Annotated in this window: 24 protein-coding genes; 15 read left to right on the top strand and 9 right to left on the bottom strand. The window is 68.9% G+C overall.

The annotated features are described in order from the left end of the window. Positions 1–180 precede the first annotated feature (180 nt). From ABD866_RS10295 to ABD866_RS10280, 4 genes are all read left to right on the top strand, one after another. The gene (locus ABD866_RS10295) at positions 181–990 is read left to right on the top strand and encodes an ABC transporter ATP-binding protein (RefSeq protein ID WP_345064251.1); all 810 of its coding nucleotides are present in this window, start codon (positions 181–183) and stop codon (positions 988–990) included. A 121-nt stretch (positions 991–1111) separates the two neighbouring features. Continuing rightward, the gene (locus ABD866_RS10290; protein WP_345064248.1) at positions 1112–2359 is read left to right on the top strand and encodes a phenylacetate--CoA ligase family protein; all 1248 of its coding nucleotides are present in this window, start codon (positions 1112–1114) and stop codon (positions 2357–2359) included. 257 nt (positions 2360–2616) lie between these two features. Continuing rightward, positions 2617–3606: a tripartite tricarboxylate transporter substrate-binding protein gene (locus ABD866_RS10285; protein ID WP_345064245.1), complete on the top strand. Its 990-nt coding sequence runs from the start codon at positions 2617–2619 to the stop codon at positions 3604–3606. Between the two features lie 271 nt (positions 3607–3877). Continuing rightward, entirely contained in the window at positions 3878–4888 is a 1011-nt protein-coding gene (locus ABD866_RS10280) for a Bug family tripartite tricarboxylate transporter substrate binding protein (RefSeq protein WP_345064242.1), read from the top strand. On the opposite strand, the gene ABD866_RS10275 is transcribed toward ABD866_RS10280, so the two are convergent. Both ABD866_RS10275 and ABD866_RS10270 read right to left on the bottom strand, forming a co-directional pair. After that, a complete protein-coding gene (locus ABD866_RS10275; RefSeq protein WP_345064239.1) occupies positions 4889–5221 on the bottom strand; it encodes a DUF1840 domain-containing protein in 333 nt (110 codons plus the stop codon). A 76-nt stretch (positions 5222–5297) separates the two neighbouring features. After that, positions 5298–6251, bottom strand: coding sequence for an EamA family transporter (locus tag ABD866_RS10270; protein WP_345064236.1), 954 nt, complete (start codon positions 6249–6251; stop codon positions 5298–5300). A gap of 76 nt (positions 6252–6327) precedes the next feature. Here ABD866_RS10270 and ABD866_RS10265 point away from each other — a divergent pair, with 76 nt between their 5' ends. The 7 genes from ABD866_RS10265 (at position 6328) to ABD866_RS10235 (ending at position 11125) form a co-directional block, all read left to right on the top strand. Next, positions 6328–6819 carry an Lrp/AsnC family transcriptional regulator gene (locus tag ABD866_RS10265; protein WP_345064233.1) on the top strand — a complete coding sequence of 164 codons (492 nt, stop codon included), beginning with the start codon at positions 6328–6330 and terminating at the stop codon, positions 6817–6819. A 56-nt stretch (positions 6820–6875) separates the two neighbouring features. Further along, positions 6876–7307, top strand: a complete 432-nt coding sequence (arsC, locus tag ABD866_RS10260; protein WP_345064230.1) for an arsenate reductase (glutaredoxin) — start codon at positions 6876–6878, stop codon at positions 7305–7307. An 8-nt stretch (positions 7308–7315) separates the two neighbouring features. After that, positions 7316–8458 carry an aminopeptidase gene (locus ABD866_RS10255; protein ID WP_345064227.1) on the top strand — a complete coding sequence of 381 codons (1143 nt, stop codon included), beginning with the start codon at positions 7316–7318 and terminating at the stop codon, positions 8456–8458. Beyond that, entirely contained in the window at positions 8451–8879 is a 429-nt protein-coding gene (locus tag ABD866_RS10250; protein ID WP_345064224.1) for a polyhydroxyalkanoic acid system family protein, read from the top strand. The genes ABD866_RS10255 and ABD866_RS10250 overlap by 8 nt, the downstream gene beginning before the upstream one ends. Before the next feature lie 56 nt (positions 8880–8935). Continuing rightward, positions 8936–9622 (top strand): nitroreductase, encoded by a 687-nt coding sequence (locus ABD866_RS10245; RefSeq protein WP_345064221.1) that lies wholly within the window; start codon positions 8936–8938, stop codon positions 9620–9622. Positions 9623–9750: 128 nt separating this feature from the next. Continuing rightward, complete coding sequence (locus tag ABD866_RS10240) at positions 9751–10110, top strand: DUF2237 family protein (RefSeq protein ID WP_345064218.1); 360 nt, start codon at positions 9751–9753, stop codon at positions 10108–10110. 64 nt (positions 10111–10174) lie between these two features. After that, on the top strand, positions 10175–11125 hold the full coding sequence (locus ABD866_RS10235; protein WP_345064215.1) for a hydroxymethylglutaryl-CoA lyase: 951 nt from the start codon (positions 10175–10177) through the stop codon (positions 11123–11125). Positions 11126–11204: 79 nt separating this feature from the next. Here the strand turns inward: ABD866_RS10235 and ABD866_RS10230 are convergent, their stop codons facing one another. Continuing rightward, positions 11205–11459: an acyl-CoA-binding protein gene (locus ABD866_RS10230; RefSeq protein WP_345064213.1), complete on the bottom strand. Its 255-nt coding sequence runs from the start codon at positions 11457–11459 to the stop codon at positions 11205–11207. 147 nt (positions 11460–11606) lie between these two features. Here ABD866_RS10230 and ABD866_RS10225 point away from each other — a divergent pair, with 147 nt between their 5' ends. Then, positions 11607–13244 carry a wax ester/triacylglycerol synthase family O-acyltransferase gene (locus ABD866_RS10225; RefSeq protein ID WP_425549573.1) on the top strand — a complete coding sequence of 546 codons (1638 nt, stop codon included), beginning with the start codon at positions 11607–11609 and terminating at the stop codon, positions 13242–13244. 102 nt (positions 13245–13346) lie between these two features. Here ABD866_RS10225 and ABD866_RS10220 read toward each other — a convergent pair whose 3' ends face one another. Further along, positions 13347–14453, bottom strand: a complete 1107-nt coding sequence (locus ABD866_RS10220) for a M14 family metallopeptidase (protein WP_345064209.1) — start codon at positions 14451–14453, stop codon at positions 13347–13349. 129 nt (positions 14454–14582) lie between these two features. Next, positions 14583–15794, bottom strand: a complete 1212-nt coding sequence (locus ABD866_RS10215) for a M20 aminoacylase family protein (RefSeq protein ID WP_345064206.1) — start codon at positions 15792–15794, stop codon at positions 14583–14585. 122 nt (positions 15795–15916) lie between these two features. Between ABD866_RS10215 and argE the strand changes: the two genes are divergently transcribed. Next, a complete protein-coding gene (argE, locus tag ABD866_RS10210; RefSeq protein ID WP_345064203.1) occupies positions 15917–17074 on the top strand; it encodes an acetylornithine deacetylase in 1158 nt (385 codons plus the stop codon). A 48-nt stretch (positions 17075–17122) separates the two neighbouring features. Here the strand turns inward: argE and ABD866_RS10205 are convergent, their stop codons facing one another. Continuing rightward, entirely contained in the window at positions 17123–18271 is a 1149-nt protein-coding gene (locus ABD866_RS10205; protein WP_345064200.1) for an ABC transporter substrate-binding protein, read from the bottom strand. A 143-nt stretch (positions 18272–18414) separates the two neighbouring features. Here ABD866_RS10205 and ABD866_RS10200 point away from each other — a divergent pair, with 143 nt between their 5' ends. Both ABD866_RS10200 and ABD866_RS10195 read left to right on the top strand, forming a co-directional pair. Then, entirely contained in the window at positions 18415–20514 is a 2100-nt protein-coding gene (locus tag ABD866_RS10200; RefSeq protein ID WP_345064195.1) for a molybdopterin-containing oxidoreductase family protein, read from the top strand. 14 nt (positions 20515–20528) lie between these two features. Beyond that, positions 20529–21542, top strand: a complete 1014-nt coding sequence (locus ABD866_RS10195; protein WP_345064193.1) for a tetratricopeptide repeat protein — start codon at positions 20529–20531, stop codon at positions 21540–21542. Between the two features lie 21 nt (positions 21543–21563). On the opposite strand, the gene ABD866_RS10190 is transcribed toward ABD866_RS10195, so the two are convergent. The 3 genes from ABD866_RS10190 to ABD866_RS10180 all read right to left on the bottom strand — a co-directional run bounded on the left by ABD866_RS10190 (position 21564) and on the right by ABD866_RS10180 (position 24750). Beyond that, a complete protein-coding gene (locus tag ABD866_RS10190; protein WP_345064190.1) occupies positions 21564–22220 on the bottom strand; it encodes a hypothetical protein in 657 nt (218 codons plus the stop codon). A 78-nt stretch (positions 22221–22298) separates the two neighbouring features. Continuing rightward, positions 22299–23333 (bottom strand): alpha/beta hydrolase family protein, encoded by a 1035-nt coding sequence (locus tag ABD866_RS10185; RefSeq protein ID WP_345064187.1) that lies wholly within the window; start codon positions 23331–23333, stop codon positions 22299–22301. A gap of 256 nt (positions 23334–23589) precedes the next feature. Then, the gene (locus ABD866_RS10180) at positions 23590–24750 is read right to left on the bottom strand and encodes an iron-containing alcohol dehydrogenase (RefSeq protein ID WP_345064184.1); all 1161 of its coding nucleotides are present in this window, start codon (positions 24748–24750) and stop codon (positions 23590–23592) included. Positions 24751–24949: the final 199 nt, after the last annotated feature.

Here is a 24949-nt window from a genome sequence, read left to right as displayed (position 1 = left end):
ATTCGGGAAGGGGGACGCCACCGGTGCGGCGGGGCGGCCCTTGCACGGTGGCCCAGGCATTGGGCGGCGACCGTATCAACGGCCGGTGACGAAGCGGTTGCTCCATTTTTGTGAGCAGCCGCCAATCCAAAGAGTTGCCTCTGCAGCAACTTTTTGGATTGGCACAGCGAAGGCAACACCATGGACTCTCAAAAAATCGTTCTGAACGTCAACGGCATCGAGGTCATCTACAACCACGTGATCCTCGTGCTCAAGGGTGTCTCGCTGCAGGTGCCCGAGGGCGGCATCGTCGCCATCCTGGGCGGCAACGGCGCGGGCAAGACGACCACGCTGCGGGCGGTGTCCAACCTGCTCAAGGGCGAACGTGGCGAAGTCACCAAGGGCAGCATTGAGCTGCGCGGCGAGCGCATTGAAAACCTCTCCCCCGCCGACCTGGTGAAGCGCGGGGTGGTGCAGGTGATGGAAGGACGCCACTGCTTCGCCCACCTGACCATTGAAGAGAACCTGATGACCGGCTCCTACACGCGCAGCGACAAGGGGGAGATCGCGGCCAATCTGGAGAAGGTCTACAACTACTTTCCGCGCCTCAAGACGCGCCGCACCAGCCAGGCGGCCTACACCTCGGGCGGCGAGCAGCAGATGTGCGCCATCGGCCGCGCGCTCATGGCCAACCCCAGCATGGTGCTGCTCGACGAGCCCTCGATGGGCCTGGCGCCCCAGATCGTCGAGGAGGTGTTCAACATCGTGAAAGACCTCAACACCAAGGAGAAGGTCACCTTCCTGCTGGCCGAGCAGAACACCAACATGGCCTTGAAGTACGCCGACTACGGCTACATCATGGAAAGCGGTCGCATCGTGATGGACGGCGCGGCTTCGGACCTGGCCAGCAACGAGGACGTCAAGGAGTTCTACCTCGGTATGGGCGGCAGCGAGCGCAAGAGCTTCCGCGACGTCAAGAGCTACAAGCGCCGCAAGCGCTGGCTGGCCTGAGATGGCCAGCGCGCGCATCGAGCGCACCGCGCACCGTCTCTCCTGAACCCACCGCCTGGCCGCCCGTTCGTACGGGCGCCCCGGGCCCACTCCATCCGACAACCGCAGAGGAACCCCGGGCATGACCACGTTCTACGACGACCTGGAAACGCGCAGCCCCGACCAGCGTGAAGCCGAACTCCTGGCAGCCCTACCCGCCCAGGTGGCGCACGCCCGCGCGGCGTCTCCGGCATTTGCCGAAATCCTCGCCAGCGTGGACCCGACCGCGGTCAGCAGCCGCGAGGCCCTGGCACGCCTGCCCGTCACCCGCAAGTACGAACTGCTGGAGCGGCAGCAGGCCCACCGCGCGACCAGCCCCTTCGGCGGCTTCAGCGCCATTGGATTCGGCGCCGCGATGCCTCGCGTGTTCGCCAGCCCGGGCACGATCTACGAGCCCGAGGGAACGCGCCGCGATTACTGGCGCATGGCCCGTGCCATCTATGCGGCGGGCTTCCGGCCGGGGGAGCTGATCCACAACAGCTTTTCCTACCACTTCGTGCCCGCTGGCTCGATGATGGAAACCGGAGCGCATGCCATCGGCTGCTCGGTGTTCCCCGGCGGCACGGGCCAAAGCGAGCAGCAGGTACAGGCCATGGCCGAACTGCGGCCCGCGGGCTACATCGGCACCCCCAGCTTCCTCAAGATCCTGGTGGAAAAGGCGGCCGAACTCGGCGTGGCCCTGCCCAGCCTGACCAAGGCGCTGGTCTCGGGCGAGGCCTTTCCGCCATCGCTGCGCGACTGGTTTGCCGAGCGCGGCATCGCGGGCTACCAGTGCTATGCAACGGCCGATCTGGGGCTGATCGCCTACGAAACCAGCGCCCGCGAAGGCCTGGTGCTGGACGAGGGCGTGATCGTCGAGATCGTCCGCCCGGGCACCGGCGACCCGGTGCCCGAGGGGGAAGTGGGCGAACTCGTGGTGACCACGCTGAACCGCGACTACCCGCTGATCCGCTTTGGCACGGGCGACCTGTCGGCCGTGCTGCCGGGCACCTGCCCCACCGGCCGCAGCAACACCCGCATCAAGGGCTGGATGGGCCGGGCCGACCAGACCACCAAGGTGCGCGGCATGTTTGTGCACCCGGGCCAGGTGGCCACGATTGCGCGGCGCTTTCCGCAGGTGCTGCGGGCCCGCCTGGTGGTGAGCGGCGAGATGGCCAATGACCAGATGGTGCTGCGCGTCGAAACCCGCGAAACCGCCGAAGGCCTGGCGCTGCAAATCGCCGATGCGATCCGCGATGTGACCAAACTGCGCGGCGAGGTGGAGATGGTCCTGCCCGGCACGCTGCCCAACGACGGCAAGGTGATCGAGGACGCGCGCAGCTACCGCTGATTGCGCAGCCGCCACAGACCGTGGCACCCCACTGACAACGCCCCTCCGCGGGGCGTTTTACCTGGAAAAGGCACGGCCGGAGGGTGCAGGGACTTACCCTAGGTTTGCTATTATTTTCATAGCTGCTTGTGCTTGCTTGATAAGCACGAGCAAGGCAAACCATTAAAACCACCTTGTCCGTATTGCTACGTAATACCCGCAATGCACCCCCCACCCCCCGTGGCTATCATGGCCCGACTTTTACAGGAGCTTCTCCCATGAAAACACTGCTGAAACTCGGAACCGTTGCGGCCGCGGTCGCTTTCTCTCTGGGCGCACAGGCCGCCGAGGAATTCCCGGCCAAGGACAAGACGATCACCATCGTCGTGCCCTTCGCCGCAGGCGGCCCGACCGACCGCGTGGCACGCGACCTGGCCGAAGCCCTGCGCAAGCCTCTGGGCGCAACCGTGGTGGTGGACAACACCGCGGGTGCCGGCAGTTCCATCGGTGCGGCCCGCGTGGCCCGTGCAGCACCCGATGGCTACACCATCCTGCTGAACCACATCGCCATGTCGACGATGCCGGCCCTCTACCGCAAGCTGGCCTTCAGCGTGCCCAATGATTTCGAGTACCTGGGCATGATCAACGACGTGCCGATGACGCTGATCGGTCGCCCCACGCTGCCGGCCAACAACTACAAGGAGCTGGTGACCTGGATCAACCAGAACAAGGGCAAAATCAATCTGGGCAATGCGGGCCTGGGTGCCGCGTCGCACCTGTGCGGCCTGATGTTCCAGTCGGCCCTGCAGGTGGACATGACGGCTGTTCCGTACAAGGGCACAGCGCCTGCCATCACCGACCTGATTGGCGGCCAGATCGACCTGCTGTGTGACCAGACCACCAACACCACGCCGCAGATCGAAGGCAAGAAGGTCAAGGCCTTCGCCGTGACCACGCCCAAGCGCCTGACCACGCCGGCCCTCAAGGATCTGCCCACGCTGGCCGAATCGGGCCTCAAGGACTTCAACGTGAGCATCTGGCATGGCCTGTACGCGCCCAAGGGCACGCCCGCAGCTGTGGTCACCAAGATCAACGAAGCCCTGAAGGTCGCTCTGAAGGACCCCGAGTTCATCAAGAAGCAGGAAGGCCTGGGTGCGGTGGTGATCACCGACAAGCGCGTCGAGCCCGCAGAGCACAAGAAGTTTGTGCAGGCCGAAATCGACAAGTGGGGCGCCGTCATCAAGGCCGCTGGCCAGTACGCCGACTGAGCTAGGAACACCCCCCTGAGGCGCTGCGCGCCTTCCCCCCGCTCTCGCAACGCTACGCGTTGCGGGCAAGGGGACGCAGCCAGCGCGGCGGGGCGGCCCTTGCGCGGCTGCCTGCGCTGGGCGCGGCCCCCTTGAAGAAGCTCCGCCAAAGATGACGCCGCTGTACCCACCGGGTGCAGCGGCTTTTTCGTTGTTGGGGTTATCCATCTGCAGCGATCGGCGCGGGGCGCGTAGAACGGGGCGACGCACCCAACGACGAAAGGACCTTTGCATGAAGCCGTTTCCCCGCAGTCGCCGCGCCGCGCTCGCTGCCCTGGCCTTGTCGGCCCTGATTCCTGCCGCGCATGCGCAGCAGACCGGCACTTGGCCCAGCAAACCCGTGCGCATCGTGGTGCCCTTTGCCCCCGGTGGCACCACCGACATCCTGGCGCGCGCGACGGCGCCCGAGCTCAGCCGCGTGTTCGGCCAGAGCTTTGTGGTGGAAAACCGCGCGGGCGCTGGTGGCAACGTGGGCGCCGAGCTGGTGGCCAAGGCCGCGCCCGACGGCTACACGCTGCTGATGGGCACCGTGGGCACGCATGGCATCAACCGCGCGCTGTACCCCCGCCTGCCCTACGACCCGATCAAGGACTTTGCTCCCATCACGCTGGTGGCCGCTGTGCCCAATGTGATGGTGGTCAATGCCGATAAAGCGCGCAGCCTGGGCATCGCTAATGTGGCCGACTTCATCCGGGTGGCCAAGGCACAGCCCGGGCGCTTGAACATGGCCTCCAGCGGCAATGGCACGTCCATCCACCTGGCCGGCGAGTTGTTCAAGAGCATGACCGGCACTTACATGGTCCACATGCCCTACCGCGGCTCGGCCCCGGCGCTCATGGACATGGTGGGTGGCAATGCCGACGTGATGTTCGACAACCTGCCCTCGGCGCTGCCGCAGATCAAGTCGGGCAAGCTGGTGGCTCTAGCCGTGACCAGCGCCCAGCGATCGGCCGCACTGCCCGATGTGCCCACCATCGAACAGGCCGGGGGCCCGGGCCTCAAGGGCTACGAAGCCAGTTCGTGGTTCGGTCTGCTGGCCCCGGCTGGCACCCCTGCAGACATCGTGCTGCGCATCCAGCAGGAATCGGCCAAGGCACTGGCCACGCCGGCCCTGCGCGAGCGGTTGGAGGCCCAGGGCGCACTGCCGGGCGGCAACACCCCGGCCGAATTTGCGCGGCACATTGAGGCCGAACACCGCAAATGGGCCGAAGTGGTCAAAGTGTCGGGCGCGAAAGTGGACTGATCACACGCCCCAGACCACGTCGTACCCCTCAGCGGCGCTGCGCCGCAACAGGTCGATGAAGGGCACCACGCGCTGTCGCAGATGCACGGCATCGACCGGCTCGGTCTCGACCTCGTCAGCGTCTTCCTGGGCGGCGTCGGCCGCTTGCTGGGCACGACGCGCTTCTTCGGCGGCAACGGCCGACTCCAGCGCCGCGATCGCTTCGGGAATCTGTGCCACGGTCACGATGCCAGTCGCGCCGGGCGTCTTGCCAATGATTTCAAGAATTTGCCGACCCTGCGGCTCCAGCATGATGAGATCGGCGACGGCGCGGGATTTGAACTTGTAGAGCATGGCGCTTCCTGAGGTGTGACGGACCGCCGGCATCACGCATTCGTAGCGAATGAGGAGCCCGGCTGATCCATCAAGCTTAGCGCGCCACAGCCGACGCCTCGGCCGCGCCGTGCGCAATGCGCCGTGCCTGCCAGGCCCGCACCACCTGGGGGCCGTACAGAATGCACGCCAACGCTGCGGCAATCAGTGGCAGCGCCAGATACACCCAGCCCGTCAGCACCTCACCGCCCAGGGCCACACCCACCACCAGGGCCACAGCTGGGTTCACAAACGAATAGCTGCCCGCCACGGCTGCGCTGGTGTTCTGCAACAGCCACAGGTAGCTGTTGAGTGCGATCAGCGTGCCAAACACCAGCAGGTAGCCCCATGCCAGCCAGGCTCGCGGCTCCACCTGGCCCAACAGCGCCACGGGCTCGCGCCACAGTGCCACCAGCACGGCCAGCACGCCGCCCACCAGCCACTGCGCCCCGGCCGCCATGGCAGGCGCAGGCAAATCCATGCGCCGCGAGGCGTAGGAGCCCACGCTCCAGCACAGCGGTGCGGCAAAGGCCAGCAGGGCCCCCATCCATGTGGCAGAAAAGTCGCCCTCCAGCGACAGCAACAAGGCCCCCATCACGCCCAGCACCACGCCCAGCCAGCCTGTGCGTGGCACCCGCTCGCCGCCCCAGTGCGTCCACAGCGCCAGCCACATGGGCATGGTGGTCACCACGGTGGCCATCAGCCCCGACCCAATGCCCATCTTCTGCGCCATGCTGATCAGGTTCATGGCCAGAAACACCATGAGCCCGCCCACCACGGCCGCATTGCGCCACTGCCGCAGCGTGGGCAAGGCCTGGCCCTGCGCCAGCGCCAGGCCCACCATCACCAGCCCGGCGAGCACGAAGCGCAGACCATTCATCCACCAGGGCGGCATGCTGTGAAGCACTACGCTGGTCGCAAAATAGGTGGTGCCCCAGACGACATACACCAGCAGCAGCGCGGCCGCGAGCTTCCAACGCGGCGCGGCATGGGTTGGCTTTTGAACAAACATCGGCGTATCCTCCATCCAGCCGAATAAAAATCGGCCATCGACATTGAAACCGAATTTTCACCAGAATCAGGCACCAATGCAAGCAAATATCCAGCTTGACGACACAGACGCCAGAATTATTTCGGCGCTCAGCCGTGATGGCCGACGGTCTTATGCCGAGGTCGGGGCAGAAGTGGGTTTATCCACCGCTGCCGTGCACGAACGGGTGCGCAAACTGGTCGAGCGCGGTGTGATTGAGCGCTTCTCGATTGCCGTGGCTCCCGAGCGGGTCGGCCTACAGTTCGTGGCCTTTGTCGCCATCCGCAACGACGGCGGCATCCACTGCCGTGACGTGGCGCCACGGCTCAAGGCCATGCCCCAGGTGGTGGAGCTGCACAGCGTCGCCGGCGAATACGACTTTCTGGCCAAGGTACGCACCACCCATGCGCGCGCCCTGGAAGACATCCTGTACGAGATCAAATCGATTGCGGGCGTGGCCCGCACCACCAGCACCGTGGTGCTCAACACCGAATTCGAGGACCGCCCGCTCGACCTGAGCTGGATCGGGTGCGACAAGCCTGCGGCCTGAGCGGCCTCAGCCGCCACGTTCCCTATCGACTCCCACCGCCTGCCCCGCACACCCCCATGGCACGCATCACGATCTATCACAACCCGCGCTGCGGCACCTCGCGCAACACCCTGGCCCTGATCCGCAACAGCGGTGAGGAACCAGCGGTTATCGAATATCTCAAGACCCCACCCGACCGGGCCACCCTCATGGCGCTGATCGACGCCATGGGTCGGCCGGTGATCGAGGCGGTGCGCACCAAGGAGGCGCTCTTCCAGGAATTGGGCCTGGATGCGCCCGGCGTCACCGACGCGCAGCTCATCAACGCCATGCTCGCCCACCCCATCCTGATCAACCGGCCCATCGTGACAACGCCCCTGGGCACCCGACTGTGCAGACCGTCCGAGCAGGTGCTCGACCTGCTGCCTGCGCCACAACGCGCAGCCTTTGCCAAGGAAGACGGCCAGCCCGTCGTCGATGCCCAAGGGCGTCGTGTCGGTGCCAACTGAGCATCCCCATGCGCAAGCGCATCCCCCTCTGGCGGGCCGCCGCACTGCTGTGCGGCGGCCTGGTGCTGTCGGGGTGCAGCGGCACCATGGGCGCGGCGGGCTACTACTGGCAGTCGGTGCAAGGGCACCTGCAGATCATGGAGGCCGCCCGGCCGCTGGACGACTGGATCGCCCGGCCCGACATCAGCCCGGCGCTGCGGGCGCGACTGGCGCTCGCCCAGCGCGCACGCCACTTTGCCAGCCAGGAACTCAGACTGCCCGACAACCCCAGCTACCGCCGCTATGCCGACCTGCAACGGACCGCAGCGGTCTGGAACGTCGTGGCCGCGCCACCGCTGGCGCTCACGCTGCACACCTGGTGCTTTCCGGTCACCGGGTGCATTGGCTACCGCGGCTACTTCTCTGAGGCCGATGCACAAGCCGAAGCCGCGCGCCTGCAGCGCGAGGGGCTGGAAGTCGAGGTGTACGGAGTGCCCGCCTACTCGACGCTGGGCTACATGAACTGGCTGGGCGGGGACCCGCTGCTGTCCACCTTCATCGGCTGGCCCGAAGGCGACTTTGTGCGCCTGCTGTTTCATGAGCTTGCGCACCAGGTGGTGTACGCCCAGGGCGACACGCCCTTCAACGAATCGTTTGCCACCGCGGTCGAACGCCTGGGCGTGCAGCGCTGGCTGGACACCCAGGCCAGCCCCGAAACGCGCGCCGCCCATGCGGCCAGCGAGGCGCGGCGGGAAGCCTGGCGACAGCTCACCCGCCGCACACGCACAGCGCTGGCGGAGGTGTATGCCGACCACGCGCAAGGCCGTGTGGACGACACCACCGCGCGCGAGCGCAAGCACAGCGTCATGGCCCGTTTCCGGGCGGACTACGCAGCCCTGCGCACGCAGTGGCTGAACACCCCGGGCACGGCTGTCACCCCAGCGCTGCTGGGCGCTTACGACCGCTGGGTCGCAGCGGCCAACAACGCGAGCTTTGCCGCCCAGGGTGCCTACAACGACTGGGTGCCCGCGTTCGTGGCACTGCATGCGCAGCACCGCGGCGACTGGGCTGCGTTTTATGATGCCGTACGACAACTCGCCCGCCAGCCGCAGGCGCAGCGCCACGAGGCCCTGCGCGCGCTGATGCCCGACAAGGAGACCCCCGGTGCCTGACATCCACATCCATCGCGACCACCACCTCGGCTTTGCCAAGGCCCGCAAGATTGCCTTCACCTGGGCCGAGCAGGCTGAGCAGAAGTTCGACATGGAATGCGAGTACGAAGAAGGCGACCACGAGGACACGCTGCACTTCAGCCGTACCGGGGTCAAAGGCACACTGCTGGTGGATGCCCACCGCTTTGAAATGCACGCGCAGCTTGGCTTTCTGCTGGGTGCGTTCAAAGACCGCATTGAAGCCGAGATCAGCGAGCAGCTCGACGCCCTGCTGGGCCCAGCCGAAGCCAAGGCGCAGGCGGCCCACCATGCGCACGCTGCCCATGCCCCGGCGGCGCCGCGCAAAGCTGCCGCCAAACCGGCTGCCGACGCCACCCCGGCCCGCAAACCCAGCGCCCGCAGCAAGCCCGCCAAAGGCTGAGTCCGACGGCTGCGCACGCGCGGCCCCGCACGGCACAGCCCTCCCCAGGAGCCGCCATGACCGCCCTCACTGCCGAGCACGGCGTGCTCGACGCCCTGGCCCACGGCCGCTACAGCTGCCGCGCCTTCCGCCCCGACCCCGTGCCGCGCGAGCAACTGGAGGCCGTGTTCCGCACCGCGCAGCGCGCGGCTTCCTGGTGCAACGCTCAGCCCTGGCAGGTGACGGTGGCCAGCGGCGAGACGCTCGCGCGCCTGCGCGCAGCCCTGGCCGAGCGCCTGGTCGACCCTGCGCCCCCGCAGCCCGACCTGCCCTGGCCCGCGGCCTACGAGGGTGTGTACCAGCAGCGCCGGCGCGAATGCGGCCTGGGCCTGTACGACGCCGTGGGCATCGCCCGCGGCGACCGCGAGGCCTCTGCACGGCAGGCGGCCCTCAACTACACCATGTTCGGCGCGCCGCATGTGGCCGTGATCACGAGCGATGCCGCCTTGGGCGTGTACGGCGCGGTGGACTGCGGCGCCTTCGTATCGCAGTGCCTGCTGGCTGCGCATAGCCTGGGGCTGGGCAGCATCGCGCAGGCGGCCCTGGCCGCTTACCCCGAGGTGCTGCGCAGCGTGCTCGACCTGCCGTCCGGGCGGCCCGTGGTATGCGCCCTCTCGCTGGGCTGGCCCGATCTGGACCACCCGGCCAACCGCTTTCGCACCGGCCGCGCTGCGCTGGACGAAGCCGTGCAGTGGCGCGACTGAGCCCGCGCCCACGGCGGCAGCGCGCAGGCGCAAAACCCTGCCGCCGCAAGGCCTGCGGGCTCTGCCTACACTGCGGCGCTCAGTGGCCTGCAGACCGCATGCCATGTACGCATGCCTTGTAGATTGTCATGACCGCCTTGAATGTGCTGGGCGCACCGCTGGTGCCCTGTTCGTACGACCCGCTCACGGGTTTTTTCCGCGACGGCTGCTGCAACACCAGTGCCGAAGACCACGGCACGCATGTGATCTGCGCCAAGGTCACGCAGGCCTTCCTCGACTATTCGGTGGCGCAGGGCAATGACCTGGTCACGCCGCGGCCCGAGTACCGGTTTCGCGGGCTGAAGCCCGGAGACCGCTGGTGCCTGTGCGCACTGCGCTGGAAGCAGGCGCTGGAGGCCGGTGTGGCACCGCCTGTGGTGCTGGCCAGCTGCCACGCCAAGGCGCTGGAATACGTGACGCTCGCCCAGCTGCAGGCCCACGCGCTCTGAGGCCCAGCTGGTGGGCCAGGCGTGGCATCATGGCCCGCGCCCGATTCACTCTCGCCCCACCACCATGCGCCCAGCCGACACCACCGCCCGCCCCTCTGTGGATGTGCTCATCAGCGAGGTCGGCCCGCGCGACGGCCTGCAGTCGGTGCAGGCCCACATGCCCACCGCGCTCAAGTGCGCCTGGATCGACGCCCTGGCCACCAGCGGCCTGCGCGAGATCGAGGTGGGCTCCTTCGTGCCACCCCGCCTGCTGCCGCAGATGGCCGACGCGGCCCAGGTGGTGCGCCATGCGGTGGCCCGGCACCCGGGCATCACCGTAATGGCCCTGGTGCCCAACCTGCGCGGGGCCGAGGCGGCGCTGGCAGCGGGTACGCCCAAACTCACACTGCCGGTGTCGGCCAGCCCGGCGCATTCGCTGGCCAACGTGCGCAAAACGCCCGCCGCCATGGTCGACGAGGTGCGCGCCGTGGTGGCGATGTGCCGCGACACCGCCCCGGACACGGTGGTGGAGGTGGGCCTGTCCACCGCGTTTGGCTGCACGCTGCAGGGCCCGGTGCCGGAGGACGACGTGATCGCCCTGGCCGTGGCCTGCGCCGAAGCGGGGGTGCACGAGGTGGGCCTGTCGGACACCACGGGCATGGCCCAGCCCGCGCAGGTGCGGCGCCTGTTCCGGCGGCTGCAGCAGGAGCTGGGCCCGCGCGCCGGGGCCGCCCACCTGCACAACACGCGCGGCCTGGGCCTGGCCAACTGCCTGGCCGCCTACGACGTGGGAGTGCGCACCTTCGACAGTTCGCTCGCCGGTCTCGGCGGCTGCCCCTACGCGCCCGGCGCATCGGGCAACGTGGTCACCGAAGACCTGGTGTACCTGTTCGAATCGATGGGCGTGCGCACCGGCGTGGACTGGCAGGCACTGGTGGCCGCACGCGAGGTGTTGGCCCAGGGCCTGCCCGGCGAGCCGCTGTACGGCATGAGCCCACTGGCCGGGCTGCCCAAGGGCTGGGCACCAGCCGCGTGAAAGCACGCCCCCCAAAAGCGCAAAGCCCCGGCAGCCGGGGCTTTGCAGAGGCGGGCGGGCTGGGCCCGCAGGCGCCTGATCAGCTCAGCGACTGGATCAGGTCGATGTACTGCTGCTTGGCCTCGTCGGCCGACGTGCCCTTGAGCTTTTCCCAGGCGTCCCACTTGGCGCGGCCCACCATGTCGGAGAAGCTGGGCTTCTTCTCGCTGTTGTCGCCTGCGGTGGCCTGCTTGTACAGCGCATAGATCTTGAGCAGCGTGGCGTTGTCGGGACGCTCGCTGAGGTTCTTGGAGTTGGCCACGGCGGCTTCGAAGGTGGCGTTCAGGTCAGACATGCAAGGTCTCCTAGAGGGGCGTGTCGGGGTGGGGTAACAACGGTGTCCGCAGGCTGCGGTCGCGTTGTATCTTACGGTGGCCACAACAAGCGCGGTGCGCCGTGGCGTAGAGGCGCCCCCCCAAAAAACACAACCGGTTGACGTCTGATGGTGACCCGCATTCCCGCCCCCTCCCATACCCCGCCCCAGGCCGCTGCGCCCGCTCCTGGCGGGCTGCCACAGGCCCAGGGCCTGCTCGACGCGCCGGTGCGCGCTGCACGCAGCGCGGTGCGGGCCGTGCCCAAACCTGTGCGCCGCGCGGCCACGGGCATGCTGGGCCTGTCGGGCGACCGCATGAGCAAGGTGGACACCGCCTGGCTGCGCATGGACAACGCGCACAACCTGATGATGATCAACGGGGTGTGGACGCTGTCGCCCGGCATCACCTGGGAGGTGCTGGCCGAGCGCGTACAGGCGCGGCTGCTGCAGTACCCGCGCTTTCGCCAGCGCGTGGTGGAAGACGCGGCCGGTGCCACCTGGGTCGAAGACCGGCATTTCGACATCCACGCCCACCTGCTGCGCGAAACCCTGCCCCGCAAGCGCGGCCAGAGCATGCAAAAGGCGCTGCAGGACCGCGTGGGCCAGCTCGCCATGGAGCCGCTCGACCCCAAGCGGCCGCTGTGGCAGATGCACCTGATCGAAGACTTCGTGGGCGATGACGGGCAGCCGGGCAGCGCGCTCATCGTGCGCATCCACCACTGCATTGCCGACGGCATTGCGCTGATCTCGGTGACCATGTCGCTGGTCGATGGTGGCTCCGAGCCGCCCAAGCGCCGCCGCCGCTCCCCGGCGTCGGCCGAAGACTGGATCGCCGATGCGCTGATCCGCCCGTTCACCGGCTTTACCGTCAAAGCACTGGACATGGCAGGCGACAGCGCCGTCAAATCGCTGCACCTGCTGCGCGAGCCGGAAAAGGCGATGCAGCACGCCATGCTGGGCGGCCTGCACGGCACCGCCGATGCGGCCCGCGTGGCCTACCAGATCCTGAACGACGCCGCCGCCCTGGCGCTGATGCCCGACGACTCGCCCACGCGCCTGAAGGGCACGCCCGGGCACGCCAAGCGCGTGGCCTGGTGCCCGCCGCTGCCGCTCGATGAGGTCAAAGCCATCGGACGTGCGCTCAACTGCTCCATCAACGACGTGCTGCTGTCGTGCGTGGCCGGGGCCATTGGCGGCTATCTGCGCCGCCAGGGCGACGACCCGAGCGGCCAGGAGATCCGGGCGATGATCCCGGTGAACCTGCGACCGATGGAAGAAGCCTGGAAGCTCGGCAACCGCTTCGGCCTGGTGCCACTGGTGCTGCCGATCGGCATGGAAAACCCGGTGGAGCGCGTGTACGAAGTGCGCAAACGCATGCGCGCGCTCAAGGGCAGCACGCAGCCGCTGCTGGCCTTTGCCATGCTGTCGGTGGCGGGGCTGCTGATCAAGCCCGCGCAAGAAGCGCTGCTCAATCTGTTTGCGCGCAAGACCACAGCGGTGATGACCAACGTGCCCGGGCCCAGCCAGCCGCTGTCGCTGTGCGGCTCGCGCGTCACGCAGTGCATGTTCTGGGTGCCGCAGTCGGGGCCCATCGGGCTGGGCGTGTCGATCCTGAGCTACGGCGGGGGCGTGCAGTTCGGCGTGATCAGCGACACCACGCTGTGCCCCGAGCCGCAGCAGATCATCGACGCCTTCGCGCCCGAGTTTGCGCAGCTCTCGCTGCTCACGCTGATGCTGCCCTGGGGCGAGGAGCAGGGACAGACCTGAAGACCCTGCACCGGCTTTGCTATCAAAATATGAGCTGCTCGTGCTTGATTAATAAGCACGAGCAGCCAATTTGACCTTCACCCACCGAAGCGCTGACCGCACTCAGCCGGCCTTGCCCGCCAGCCCGTCCACGGCCTGCAACATCGACTCGCGCGCCTGGCGCACGATCTGCGCCTTCCACTCGGGCGTGTCGGTGTAGAAGGCGTCGAGCATCTGCTGCTTGATCTGCGCCGCCAGCGCGGCCGGGGCCTCGGGGTGCAGTTGCAGCCACTGCTCGGCGCGCAGCGCGTTCATCACGTCCAGCACCGGCACCGTGCCGTACTCCATCGCAATGCCGGTGTACTCGGCCTGCGGGCATTCGTCGTAGATGGCGGTCCACATGAGCCCCGTGAGGAAGGCCGAGGTGGACGAGCCGTCGTAGATCGAGGTGACCGGCGTGGCCCCACCGCCCGCCCACCAGGCGCGCGCCCGGGCCACGGCCACGTCGTCGTCGCCCCCGGCATAGATGCGTTCGCCGTGGCCGCTCGGGCCCAGGCCGGTGTGCAGGTCGATCCAGGCGATGGAGCGCGCGCGCTGGCCGTGCTCGCGCAACACCTGGCGCAGCGTGACGTTGCTCCAGGTCGGGGCGGTGCCGCCAAAGAATAGGCCGTCGGCAAACTCATGCTGCCCGCGCGAGATGGCGGCCTGCCAGGCGGCTTCGCCGCGCTCGGCGATGAAGCGGTTGACCGCGGCCACGTTGTCCTCGCCCGGCGGCCAAGTGGCGGGCAGCAGCAGCGGCTGCACCTCGCGGTAGGCCTCGTTCACGGGCAGCGGGCGGCTGAAGTCCTGGAAGTTGCGGTTCAGGTCCACGTTTTCGTGCGTCACGCGGCGGATGTGCGAGAAGCCGTAGGGGTTGAGCGCGTGGATGTAGAGCACCGCCACGCCGTGGTCCCGCGCATGCGTGCGCCAGGCGCTGTCGCGCAGCGCGGCCACCTGCACGCCGCTGCCGCAGTAGCCCTCGGCCCCGTGGCAGGCGCTGCTCACGATCAGCAGGCGCTCAGCATCGGCCGCGCCTTCGCGCACCACGTCCATGGCCAGCTCTTCGCCGTCACGCCCGGGCAGCGGGTGGCGGTGCGACTGCACGGCCAGGCCTGCGGCCGCGGCGGCCTCCAGAAAGCGGCTGCGCGCCTGGGCATAGGACGAAGAGAACGCGGTGTCGAGGTCGGACATGGGGGGAGCGGTGTGAAAGGGAAGGAATGCGGCCACGCCTTGTGGGCGGGCCGCGGGGGCGAAGTGTGCGTCTGATGGTTCGACGGTACGGCGTGCAGCGCGCGCTGCCCCGCCGTGCCCGCCCGTGTGTCAGGCCACGGCGCGCGGCGTGGCCAGCCAGCGCTCGGCCAGGCGCACCCAGTAGGTGGCCCCGAGCGGAATCAGGTCGTCGTTGAAGTCGTAGCTCGGGTTGTGCAGCGTGCAGGGGCCGCCGCCATGGCCCATCTCGCGGTGCGCGCCGTCGCCGTTGGCAATGAAGCAGTACGCGCCCGGCTTGGCCTGCAGCATGAAGGCGAAGTCTTCCGCGCCCATGGTGGGCTCCTGCACCAGCACGTTGGACTCGCCCACGATCTCAGCCATCACCTGGCGTGCAAATTCGGCCTCGGGGGCCGAGTTCACGGTGGGCGGGTAGTTGCGCACGAACTCGAATTCGCAGCTCGCCTCGTGCGCCGCGCAGGTGTGCTCGGCGATCTGGCGCATGCGCTGCTCGATCAGGTCGAGCACCTCCAGCGTGAAGGTGCGCACCGTGCCTTGCAGCTCGCAGCTGTCGGGCACCACGTTGGTGGCTTCGCCTGCGTGGATCATGGTCACCGAGATCACGCCCGCGTCCACCGGCTTCTTGTTGCGGCTGATGATGGTCTGGAAGGCCTGCACCATCTGGCAGGCAATCGGCACGGGGTCGATACCGTTGTGCGGCAGCGCGGCGTGGCTGCCTTTGCCGCGGATCACGATCTTGAACTCGTTGCTCGACGCCATCACCGGGCCGGGGCTCACGGCAAACTGGCCAGCCGCCATGCCGGGCCAGTTGTGCATGCCGAACACTGCCTCGACCGGGAACTGCTCGAACAGGCCATCCTTGATCATCTCGCGCGCGCCACCGCCGCCCTCTTCGGCCGGCTGAAAGATCAGGTACACCGTGCCGTCGAACTGCCGGTGTTTGGCAAAGTGCTGGGCCGCGGCCAGCAGCATGGCCGTGTGGCCATCGTGGCCACAGGCGTGCATCTTGCCCTGGTGCTTGCTGGCGTGGGCAAAGGTGTTGAACTCCTGCATGGGCAGCGCGTCCATGTCGGCGCGCAGGCCTATCGCACGGCCCGAGGCCCCGCCATCGCGCCCATGCACGATGCCCACCACGCCGGTGGTGCCCATGCCGCGGTGGATCGGGATGCCCCATTCGGTGAGCTTGGCGGCCACCAGATCGGCGGTGCGCACTTCCTCAAAGCACAGTTCGGGGTGCGCGTGGATGTCGCGTCGCACGGCGGCAATGCCCGCCGCCTGGGTGACGATGGAATCGATCAGCTTCATGGTATGTTCCCTTACGATCTGCCAGTCTAGCGGCGGCCACGCCATGTTGCCAGCACCCGCGCGATGCCCCTGCACACGGCCAGCCCCGCCCCTCTCCTCCGCACAGCGAAAAGCGCCTGCCCATGCTCTCTGCCCACGCCCTTGAACTGGCCCAGACCCTGGTGCGCATGAACACCGTGAGCCAGAACTCCAACCTGGAACTCATTCACTTCGTGCGCGACCACCTCGCCCGGCTGGGCGTGACCAGCCGCATCACCTACAACGCCGACCGCAGCAAGGCCAACCTGTTTGCCACGCTGGGCGAAGGCAAGCCCGCCGGCGTGATCCTGTCGGGCCACACCGACACCGTGCCCTGGGACGGCCAGGACTGGCAGCACGACCCGCTGGGCGGCACCGTGGCCGACGGGCGGCTGTATGGGCGCGGCAGCGCCGACATGAAGGGCTTCATCGCCCTGGCGCTGGCCCAGGCCGAGGCGTTTTTGAACGCCGACGCGCCGTTCGCGCTGCACTACGCCTTCAGCTTCGACGAAGAGGTGGGCTGCTTCGGCGTGCGCGAGCTGATTGCCGACCTGCGCGACGCAGGCATCCGCCCGCTGGCCTGCATCGTGGGCGAGCCCACGAACATGGTGCCCGCCATCGCGCACAAGGGGGTGTACCGCTACAAGTGCTGCGTGCGCGGCAAAGAGGCGCATTCCTCGCTCACGCCGCACTCGGTCAACGCCATCGAGATGGCAGCGCGTGTGGTGGGCCGCGTGCGCGACATGGCCGAGCGCTTTGAACGCGAGGAGCCTCGCTTTGAAGGCTTTGACGTGCCGTTTTCCACGGCGAGCGTCGGGCAGTTCCACGGCGGCATTGCCGACAACGTGGTGCCGCGCGACGCCGAGTTCCGCTACGAATTCCGCGACCTGCCCACGGCCGATGCGGCCGCCATGCAGGCCGAGGTGGTGCAGTACGCACGCTCGCTGGAGCCGGGCATGCAGCGGGTGGCCGCAGGCACAGGGTTCCGTTTCGACACGATCTGTGAGATCCCGAGCTTTCTCGGCAGCGCCGAAGCCCCAGTCACGCGCCTGGCGCAACGCCTGGCGGGTGAAGCCGGTACCACGCTCGTGGCCTTCGGTACCGAGGCTGGGCTGTTCAAGCAGGCGGGCATCCCCACGGTGGTGTGTGGCCCGGGCAGCATCCAGCAGGCCCACCAGCCCGACGAATACGTGAGCCTGGAGCAGCTTGCCCGTTGCGAGGCCTTTCTGCGCGGCCTGGCCGCGAGCCGAGAGATCGGCTGAAGCCCGAGGCCGCGCGGGCAGCGCAGTGCACGCGCCCACCAGAGCCTCTCAGGTGCGCACGCGCCCGTCGCCCGTGAGCATCGACATTTCGACGAACTTGGACGCCGCGTGGTCGGTGGCGCTGAAGGACACGGGGAACCCGGCGATCACCTGCGTGCCCAAGGATTCCGTGCCTGCAATGAAGTTCTCGCGCGTCAGCTTGCCCGCAGCCAGCGTCTGGCGCAGCCCTTCGGCGAACACCCGGGCCGCAAGGTAGCCTTCCATACTTGAGTAGTTGGCCTGCACCTTGTCCCCGCCCTTCTTGATGGCGTCGAGAAACTCCCGGGTGATGGGACGCGAGGGTTGGTAGGGCGAAGGCACGACCTGTGACACGACCACACCAGCACCGTCCTTGCCCAGCTCGTCGGCCAAGGCCTGCGTGCCCACAAACGACACGTTGTAGAAGGTGCCGCCAAACCCCGCCTTGCGCGCCGCGCGCACGTAGGCTGCGGCCGCACCATAAGCCGTGATCTGTACCACCGCGTCGGGACTGGCGGCGTTGATCTTCTGCACTGCGGCGGCCACGTCGGTGGAGTTGCGCTCCACCGTGGCCGTGGCCACTGGGGCCAGCTTCTGGGCACTGAGCGCGCGGGTCACGCCGTCAAGCCCCGTCTTGCCGTAGGCATCGTTCTGGTAGAAGACCGCGATCTTCTTGAGCCCGAGGTTCGTGAGCTGGCGCACGATGAGCGCGGTTTCGTCAAAGTACGACGCACGCACATGGAAGATCAGCCGGTTGAAGGGCTGGCGCAGCGCCTCGGCGCCGGTGAAGGGCGCAAAGAACAGCACCTTGGCCTGCGTGAACAGCGGCAGCGCCGCCAGGCTTGTGGGCGTGCCGATGTAGCCGAACAGCGCAAACACGTCGTCGGCGATGAGCTTGCGCGTGTTCTCGGCGCAGCGGTCGGGCTCGTAGCCGTCATCCAGGGTGCGGATCTCGATCAGGCGCTTGTTCACGCCACCCTGCGCATTGAGTTGGTCGAAAAACAGCTTGGCGCCCTGGTGGAACTGGATGCCCAGTTGCGCGGCCGGGCCGCTGAAAGGGGCGGATTGCCCGAGGACGATGCGCCCCTCGCTCTGGGCACGCACCCAGGGTGCCGCCCCCAAAGCCAGTGCCCCCATTCCAAGCGCCAGTTGCCGGCGCTGCCAACCGTGGTGGTTCATGGTGAAATCTCGTGGTGTGATGCTGAAGCCGCTGTGGCGCAGCGCAGGCACAAGCCCGTGGCACCACAGCCAGGCCGGGCTGCTGCACTGCGTTGGCACAGCGCACCCAAGGCCTTTGGCCAGTGTACCGACCCGCCCACCCGATGACCACGCCCACCCCCACCGCCCAAGCACCCGAGTCTGCCGCCCACACCGTGCGCGGCGCCTGTCCCCACGACTGCCCGGACACCTGCGCACTGCTGACCACCGTGCAGGACGGCCGCGCCGTACGCGTGCAGGGCAACCCGGCGCACGCGCACACCGACGGCGTGCTCTGCGCCAAGGTGAGCAAATACACCGAACGCACCTACCACCCCGAGCGCATCCTCACCCCCCTCAAGCGCAGCGGGCCCAAGGGCAGCGGCCAGTTCACGCCCGTGGGCTGGGACGAAGCGCTGGCCGACATCGCGGCCCGCCTGGGCGCGATCGCGGCGCGCAACCCCGAGGCCATCGTGCCCTACAGCTACGCGGGCACCATGGGCCTGGTGCAGGGCGAAAGCATGGAGCGCCGCTTCTTCCACCGACTGGGCGCATCGCTACTGGACCGCACCATCTGCGCATCGGCCGGCGCCGAGGCGCTGGTGCAGACGCTGGGTGGCAAGATGGGCATGAAGGTCGAGTTTTTTGCAGAGTCCCAGCTGATCCTGATCTGGGGCAGCAACTCGATCGGCAGCAACCTGCACTTCTGGCGCTATGCGCAGCAGGCCAAGCGCAACGGCGCTCGGCTGGTGTGCATCGACCCGCGCAAGAGCGAGACGGCCGACAAATGCCACGAACACATCGCCTTGCGCCCAGGCACCGATGCGGCGCTGGCCTTGGCGCTGATGCACGAGCTGATCGTGCACGACTGGCTGGATCAGGACTACATTGCCCGCCACACCCAGGGGTGGGAGGCGCTGCGCGCACGCGCGCTCCAGTGGCCGCCCGAACGCGCGGCCGAGGTCTGCGGCGTGCCGGTGGAACAGATCCGCCAGCTTGCCCAGGCCTGGGGCACCACCAAGCCCGCCGCCATCCGCCTGAACTACGGCATGCAGCGCGTGCGCGGCGGCGGCAACGCGGTGCGCGCCGTGGCCTGCCTGCCGGCGCTCACCGGGGCCTGGCGCCACCGCGCCGGCGGCATGCTGCTGTCGAGTTCGGGGCAGTTCCCCGTCGATCGCGCGGCGCTGCAGCGCCCCGACCTGCTGGGCGCGCGGCGGCCGCGCACCATCAACATGTCCACCATCGGGGATGCGCTGCTGGCCCCCGCCTCGGACCGCTTCGGCCCACGCATCGAAGCGCTGGTGGTCTACAACAGCAACCCGGTGGCCGTGGCGCCGGAATCGGGCAAGGTGGTGCAGGGCTTTGCGCGGGAGGACCTGTTCACCGTGGTGCTCGAGCACTTCCAGACCGACACCGCCGACTACGCCGACTACATCCTGCCCGCCACCACGCAACTGGAGCACTGGGACATCCACCTGAGCTACGGGCACACCGACGTGCTGCTCAACCGCCCGGCCATCGCCCCGCTGGGCCAGGCGCGCAGCAATGCGCAGATCTTCCGCGACCTGGCCGCCTGCATGGGGCTGGCCGACCCCTGCTTTGCCGACAGCGACGAAGCCCTGTGCCGCCAGGCCTTTGGCGCGGCGGTGGACTACGCGCTGCTCGAATCGCAAGGCTTTGCCACGCTGACCGGGCCCGACGCGCCGTTTGCCGAAGGCGGCTTTCCCACGCCCAGCGGCAAGTGCGAATTTTTCAGCGACCGCCTGGCCGCGCAAGGACAGGATGGCCTGCCCGACCACCTGCCCAACCACGAGCTGCAGGGCACGGATGCCCGCTACCCGTTGGCCATGATCTCGCCGCCGGCGCGCAACTTCCTCAACTCCACCTTTGTGAACGTGCAGAGCCTGCGCGCCATCGAAGGCCGGCCGCTGCTGGAGATGCACCCCACCGACGCAGCCGCACGCGGCATTGTCGACGGGGGTGTGGTGCGCGTGTTCAACGACCGCGGCACCTACCGCTGCCATGTGGCCGTGACCGAACGCGCCCGGCCCGGCGTGGTCAACGGCCTCGGCATCTGGTGGCGCAAGATGGGGCTGGACGGCACCAACGTGAACGAACTCACCAGCCAGGCCCTGACCGACCTGGGCCGCGCGCCCACCTTCTACGACTGCCTGGTGGAAGTGGCTGCGGAACCCGCCACCACCGCGCACACAGCCACGGCCTGAGCCGTACCACCACCGTGGCGCAGCCTCCCACAACGCCGTCCGCCACGACGCTGGAGCTGCTGCCCGCCGAGTCGGCACCGCCCGCAACGCGGGTGTGCCCGGCGTGCAGCCATCCACGGCGGGACAGCGATGGAGCGCCGGCGTGGCAATGCCCGCGTTGCGGTGTGGCCTACGACGCCGTACGACCCACAGCCGCGCCCCCAGCCGACCCTCGCCACGGGGTTTCGCCGCCGTCACCGGCACCGCGCGCACGACTGGGCATCTGGCCCGTGCTGGCGCTGCTGGTGGCATCAGCCGTGGGGGTGATCGTCTGGACGTCCCAGTCCCGACAGCACCGCACCGCAGAGACCCAGTCACGCCAGCAAGCCGACGCACAGGCGCAGGCCGTGGCCGACGCTCGCGCCGAACTGGCACGCCGCGAGCGGGTGGATGCGCTGCATCAGCGCTGGCTGCGCGGCGATGGCGCCGCTGTCTTGGGGGAAGCCCGCACACAGGCCAACGCAGGCGATACCCGCGCGCGGGTATTGCTGGGGCAGATGCTGCTGCGCGGCGGCGCGGGCGTGCCGCGCGACCGGGTTGCGGGGCTGGCGGCGCTGGAACAAGCGGCGCAGCAGGGCTCGGTACTGGCCATGCTGGTGCTCGGACATGCCTACGGCACCGGCATTGCGAGCGCAGGCCCACGCCCTGAGGCGCAGCCCGAGCAGGCCGAACACTGGTACGCGCGCGCCGCGCGCACAGGCGACGCACGCGGCCTGTACGCGCTGGGCCAGTTGTACGCGGCTGCGCCCCCTGCGCTGGGCCCGCGGCCGCTGGCGGCGCATGTGGCGCTGGACCTGGCCGCACGCCGCATGGAGGCCGAAGCCACCACCGGAACCATGGAACGCGACCCCCTGTGGACGGGTGATGGCAGCGCCACCCTGGCGCGCTACGCCCTGCAACGGGTGGCGCAGCAGCTCAGCCCTGCCGAGCGCGAACAGGCCCGGCAAACCGCCGACGCCTGGCGTGCCGGTCTTCCATTGCCGCGCTGAGCGACCCGGGCCCCGGCGCGCTCAGCGCCGGCGCATCCAGACCACGAGCGCCAGAAACACCACGCCGATAAGCAGCGGAACGGCCGCGCCAAAGCCCTGCAGCCACGATGTCGGCCGCATGCCCGACCAGACCTCCAGCGTCACCCCGTCCATGCGCAGATTCTGCAGGGCCATGAACTCGACGATGGGCTCAACGCGGCGGTCTTCCTTGAAGCTGGTCGGCGGCGACACGCCCACGAGTTCAACCACCTGTCCGGCCTTCACGTTCTGCTGCGTGAGCTCGGGCAGCAGCATGCCGCGCGCCGCGCCATCGGGCAGGCCCCAGGCGGTTTGCCAGCGCGAGGCCACCGGCCCGTCGGCCAGCGCCACACCGCGCACCCGCACCACCAGGGTGTAGGGGTTGCGCGCCGTGGGTGCGTCCAGCGCCGGGGCCACCCAGCGCTCGGTGTCGGCCAGCATGCCAACGTTGTTGCGCCCCTCGCGCAGGTTCTTTTCGTGCAGTCGCAGAAACTTGGCCAGCGCGGCGGCCGGCACCTCGTGGCGTTGCTCCATCACTTTGCCGTAGCGCTCGGGGTCTGCCGCGCCGGCAGACGGCCCCGCCAACAGCAGTGCCAGCACAGCGCCGCCGCTGGCAATTAAGCGGTACAGCCCGACCCGGGCTGCCAACACGTACGACATGGTGTCCCTCCCTCAGCACCGGCTCGAAGGGCCAGCGTGGCCGCCATTGTGGCGGCATGGGCCGGGTCGCCTGCCAGCCTAGGGCCACACGCGTGCCCAGAACACCAGCACCTCCCGGGCCAGAGTGTCCTGGTAGGCCCCACGGTCAAACCCCGGCGGGTCGGCGGCCACGTCGCCCGAATCGGATGGCAGGCTGTGCTGCGGCACCGCCATGAAGGCGAAGTGCCCAGCACCGGGCACGGTGCTCGCTTGTGACCCCGGCACGTGCGCAGCGACATGCCCGCCGTGGTAGCGGGCGGTAAGCACAGCGTCGTGCTCGGCCATCAAGATACGCACCGGCACCCGTACGGCGGCCAGGCTTTCCGGCGTGAGCACCACGGCCATGGGCGCGAGCGCCACCACGGCGCGGATGCGCGGGTCGGCGGCCGATACCCGGTCGCCGTCCTGGGGCTGCGCCACACGGTCCTGCCCCTGCGGCGTACCGCCCATGGCCGTGCGGGCCAATGCGCAAAAGCCCGGGTCGTCGTGCGCGCTGGCGCAGTGGCGGCGCGCGCGGTCGGGCTCGGCCTGGGCGCCGGCCAGGGCCAGCACCGTGTAGCCGCCGGCCGAGTGGCCCACGGCCCCGACCCGCTGGGCCGGAATGCGCGCGCCCCATTCAGGGTGTGCGAGCAGTGCGTCCAGCACCTGGCTGACCTGGCGCGGCCGCTCGCTGAAGTAGCGGCCCGAGGTCATCAGCGAACGGTCCTGCCAGTGGTCGCCCGGGTGCCGCAGCGCGGCCACCAGGTAGCCCGCTGCTGCCAGGCGCGTGGCCAGGCTGTGGTGCCCGAGCGCGTCGCCCCCGGTGCCGTGCGACAGCAGCAGCAGGCCACGCAGCGGCGCAGCCGACGCGGGCGCGCCCGGCGCCACCACCGGCAGCCAGGGCCCCATCGGGATCGCGCGGGCGGCCGTGGCCGTGGGGTAGAACAACAGCACCTCGATGGACTCGGTGGCCGTGGGCACCGCCAGGCGGCGCAGGCCGGCATGCTGGGCGGCTGCGGGCGATACAGCGCCCAGCGAGGCAGCCAGCGCAGCCAGCGCCACCGCCAGCCAGCGCGACCAGGCCCGCAAGGGCATCGGAAGAAGAAGGGTGCGCACACCCCAGGAGCCAAACGTCACAGCGCGCCTTTCGCACAACACCGCCACGGCAGCGGTGCGGCGCACTGTAGGCCGCGCCGTGGCAAGGCCCTAGCGCGGTGCGACGAAATGCGCCTGGCCGGCGCGAAGCGGCCGCAACAGAGCGCGAATGGAGCGAAAACGGCGGGCGGCCAGGGGGCGCCAAAGCCCCCCGCCCTGCGCAACAGCGCTGCCGCCCATGGCCCCTGGCGGCGGATCAGAGCGCCGCTTCGAGCACGCGGCGGCTGACTTCGGGCGTCACGTCGCGGTGCTCGGAGAGCTGCACCATGCCGTGCGCTTCGAGCTGCGCCACCAGCGGGCCGACCGCGTCGGCCCCCAGCCCGTAGCCCGACAGGCGCGTGGGCACGCCCATGCGCTCGAAGAAGTCGCGCGTGCGCTCGATGGCGGCGGTGATGCGCTCGTCCTCGCTGCCCTGGGTGATGCCCCAGACGCGCTCACCGTACTGCAGCAGCTTGTCTTTCTTCTGCGCGCGGCGCTCGTGCAGCATGGCGGGCAGCACGATGGCCAGCGTGCGCGCATGGTCGATGCCGTGCGCGGCCGTGAGTTCGTGGCCGATCATGTGGGTGGACCAGTCCTGCGGCACCCCGGCGCCGATCAGGCCGTTGAGCGCCATGGTGGCGGCCCACATCAGGTTGGCACGGTCGTCGTACACCGGCTCGGGGGCTGTGAGCAGGCGCGGGCCCACTTCAATCAGCGTCTGCAGAATGCCCTCGGCAAACCGGTCTTGCACGCGGGCGTCCACGGGGTAGGTCAGGTACTGCTCGACGGTGTGCACGAACGCATCGACCACGCCGTTGGCCAGTTGCTGCGGCGGCAAGGTGTAGGTCTTGGTCGGGTCGAGCACCGAAAAGCGCGGGTAGCAGTGCACGCTGCTGAAGGCCAGCTTGGCGCCCTGGCCGCGGTGGGTGATGACCGAGCCGTTGTTCATCTCGGAGCCCGTGGCGGGCAGCGTGAGCACCGCGCCAAACGGCAGCGCTGCCGTGATGTTGCGCCCGCGCTTGAGCAGGATGCTCCACGGGTCGCCCTCGAAGCGCACAGCCGCGGCAATGAACTTGGCCGCGTCGATCACCGAGCCGCCGCCCACGGCGAGCAGAAAGTCAAACCCGCCCTCGCGCGCCTGCTCCACGGCCTTCATCGAGGTTTCGTAGCTCGGGTTGGGCTCGATGCCGCTGAAGGTGGCGTGGTGGCGCTCGCCCAGGGCGGCGCGCACTTCGCCCAGGGTGCCGGTTTTCTCGGCGCTGCTGCCGCCCACCAGGATCAGTACGCGCGCCTGGGCGGGCACGAGCTTGGCCAGATCGGCAATGCGGCCCTTGCCAAAGGCGATGTGGGTGGGGTTGTGGAAGTCAAAGTTCAGCATGGGACAGTCTCCATCGCAGGCACCCCCGGGCGCCCGAAGCCTGCAAGCCTAGCGGCTTTGCCCCGGCCGCGCCGACCTGCAGGTGACAGCCCGGACGGCACGGCAGGGCTCCCCACGGCATTTGCTATCAAATATATAGCTGCTCGTGCTTGATTGATAAGCACGAGCAGCCGATTTCGACCTGAATGCGGAAGCCCCA

Source organism: Acidovorax lacteus (assembly GCF_039540375.1).
Lineage (GTDB): Bacteria > Pseudomonadota > Gammaproteobacteria > Burkholderiales > Burkholderiaceae_C > Acidovorax_G > Acidovorax_G lacteus.
The sequence above is the reverse complement of the archived record's forward strand: the minus strand, read 5'-3'. Positions and strand labels throughout refer to the sequence as shown.

Coding starts and splice junctions, on each gene's coding strand:
- ABD866_RS10295 (WP_345064251.1), top strand. CDS start 181: ATGGACTCTCAAAAAATCGTTCTGAACGTCAACGGCATCGAGGTCATC.
- ABD866_RS10290 (WP_345064248.1), top strand. CDS start 1,112: ATGACCACGTTCTACGACGACCTGGAAACGCGCAGCCCCGACCAGCGT.
- ABD866_RS10285 (WP_345064245.1), top strand. CDS start 2,617: ATGAAAACACTGCTGAAACTCGGAACCGTTGCGGCCGCGGTCGCTTTC.
- ABD866_RS10280 (WP_345064242.1), top strand. CDS start 3,878: ATGAAGCCGTTTCCCCGCAGTCGCCGCGCCGCGCTCGCTGCCCTGGCC.
- ABD866_RS10275 (WP_345064239.1), bottom strand. CDS start 5,221: ATGCTCTACAAGTTCAAATCCCGCGCCGTCGCCGATCTCATCATGCTG.
- ABD866_RS10270 (WP_345064236.1), bottom strand. CDS start 6,251: ATGTTTGTTCAAAAGCCAACCCATGCCGCGCCGCGTTGGAAGCTCGCG.
- ABD866_RS10265 (WP_345064233.1), top strand. CDS start 6,328: ATGCAAGCAAATATCCAGCTTGACGACACAGACGCCAGAATTATTTCG.
- arsC (WP_345064230.1), top strand. CDS start 6,876: ATGGCACGCATCACGATCTATCACAACCCGCGCTGCGGCACCTCGCGC.
- ABD866_RS10255 (WP_345064227.1), top strand. CDS start 7,316: ATGCGCAAGCGCATCCCCCTCTGGCGGGCCGCCGCACTGCTGTGCGGC.
- ABD866_RS10245 (WP_345064221.1), top strand. CDS start 8,936: ATGACCGCCCTCACTGCCGAGCACGGCGTGCTCGACGCCCTGGCCCAC.
- ABD866_RS10240 (WP_345064218.1), top strand. CDS start 9,751: ATGACCGCCTTGAATGTGCTGGGCGCACCGCTGGTGCCCTGTTCGTAC.
- ABD866_RS10235 (WP_345064215.1), top strand. CDS start 10,175: ATGCGCCCAGCCGACACCACCGCCCGCCCCTCTGTGGATGTGCTCATC.
- ABD866_RS10230 (WP_345064213.1), bottom strand. CDS start 11,459: ATGTCTGACCTGAACGCCACCTTCGAAGCCGCCGTGGCCAACTCCAAG.
- ABD866_RS10225 (WP_425549573.1), top strand. CDS start 11,607: ATGGTGACCCGCATTCCCGCCCCCTCCCATACCCCGCCCCAGGCCGCT.
- ABD866_RS10220 (WP_345064209.1), bottom strand. CDS start 14,453: ATGTCCGACCTCGACACCGCGTTCTCTTCGTCCTATGCCCAGGCGCGC.
- ABD866_RS10215 (WP_345064206.1), bottom strand. CDS start 15,794: ATGAAGCTGATCGATTCCATCGTCACCCAGGCGGCGGGCATTGCCGCC.
- argE (WP_345064203.1), top strand. CDS start 15,917: ATGCTCTCTGCCCACGCCCTTGAACTGGCCCAGACCCTGGTGCGCATG.
- ABD866_RS10205 (WP_345064200.1), bottom strand. CDS start 18,271: ATGAACCACCACGGTTGGCAGCGCCGGCAACTGGCGCTTGGAATGGGG.
- ABD866_RS10200 (WP_345064195.1), top strand. CDS start 18,415: ATGACCACGCCCACCCCCACCGCCCAAGCACCCGAGTCTGCCGCCCAC.
- ABD866_RS10190 (WP_345064190.1), bottom strand. CDS start 22,220: ATGTCGTACGTGTTGGCAGCCCGGGTCGGGCTGTACCGCTTAATTGCC.
- ABD866_RS10185 (WP_345064187.1), bottom strand. CDS start 23,333: ATGCCCTTGCGGGCCTGGTCGCGCTGGCTGGCGGTGGCGCTGGCTGCG.
- ABD866_RS10180 (WP_345064184.1), bottom strand. CDS start 24,750: ATGCTGAACTTTGACTTCCACAACCCCACCCACATCGCCTTTGGCAAG.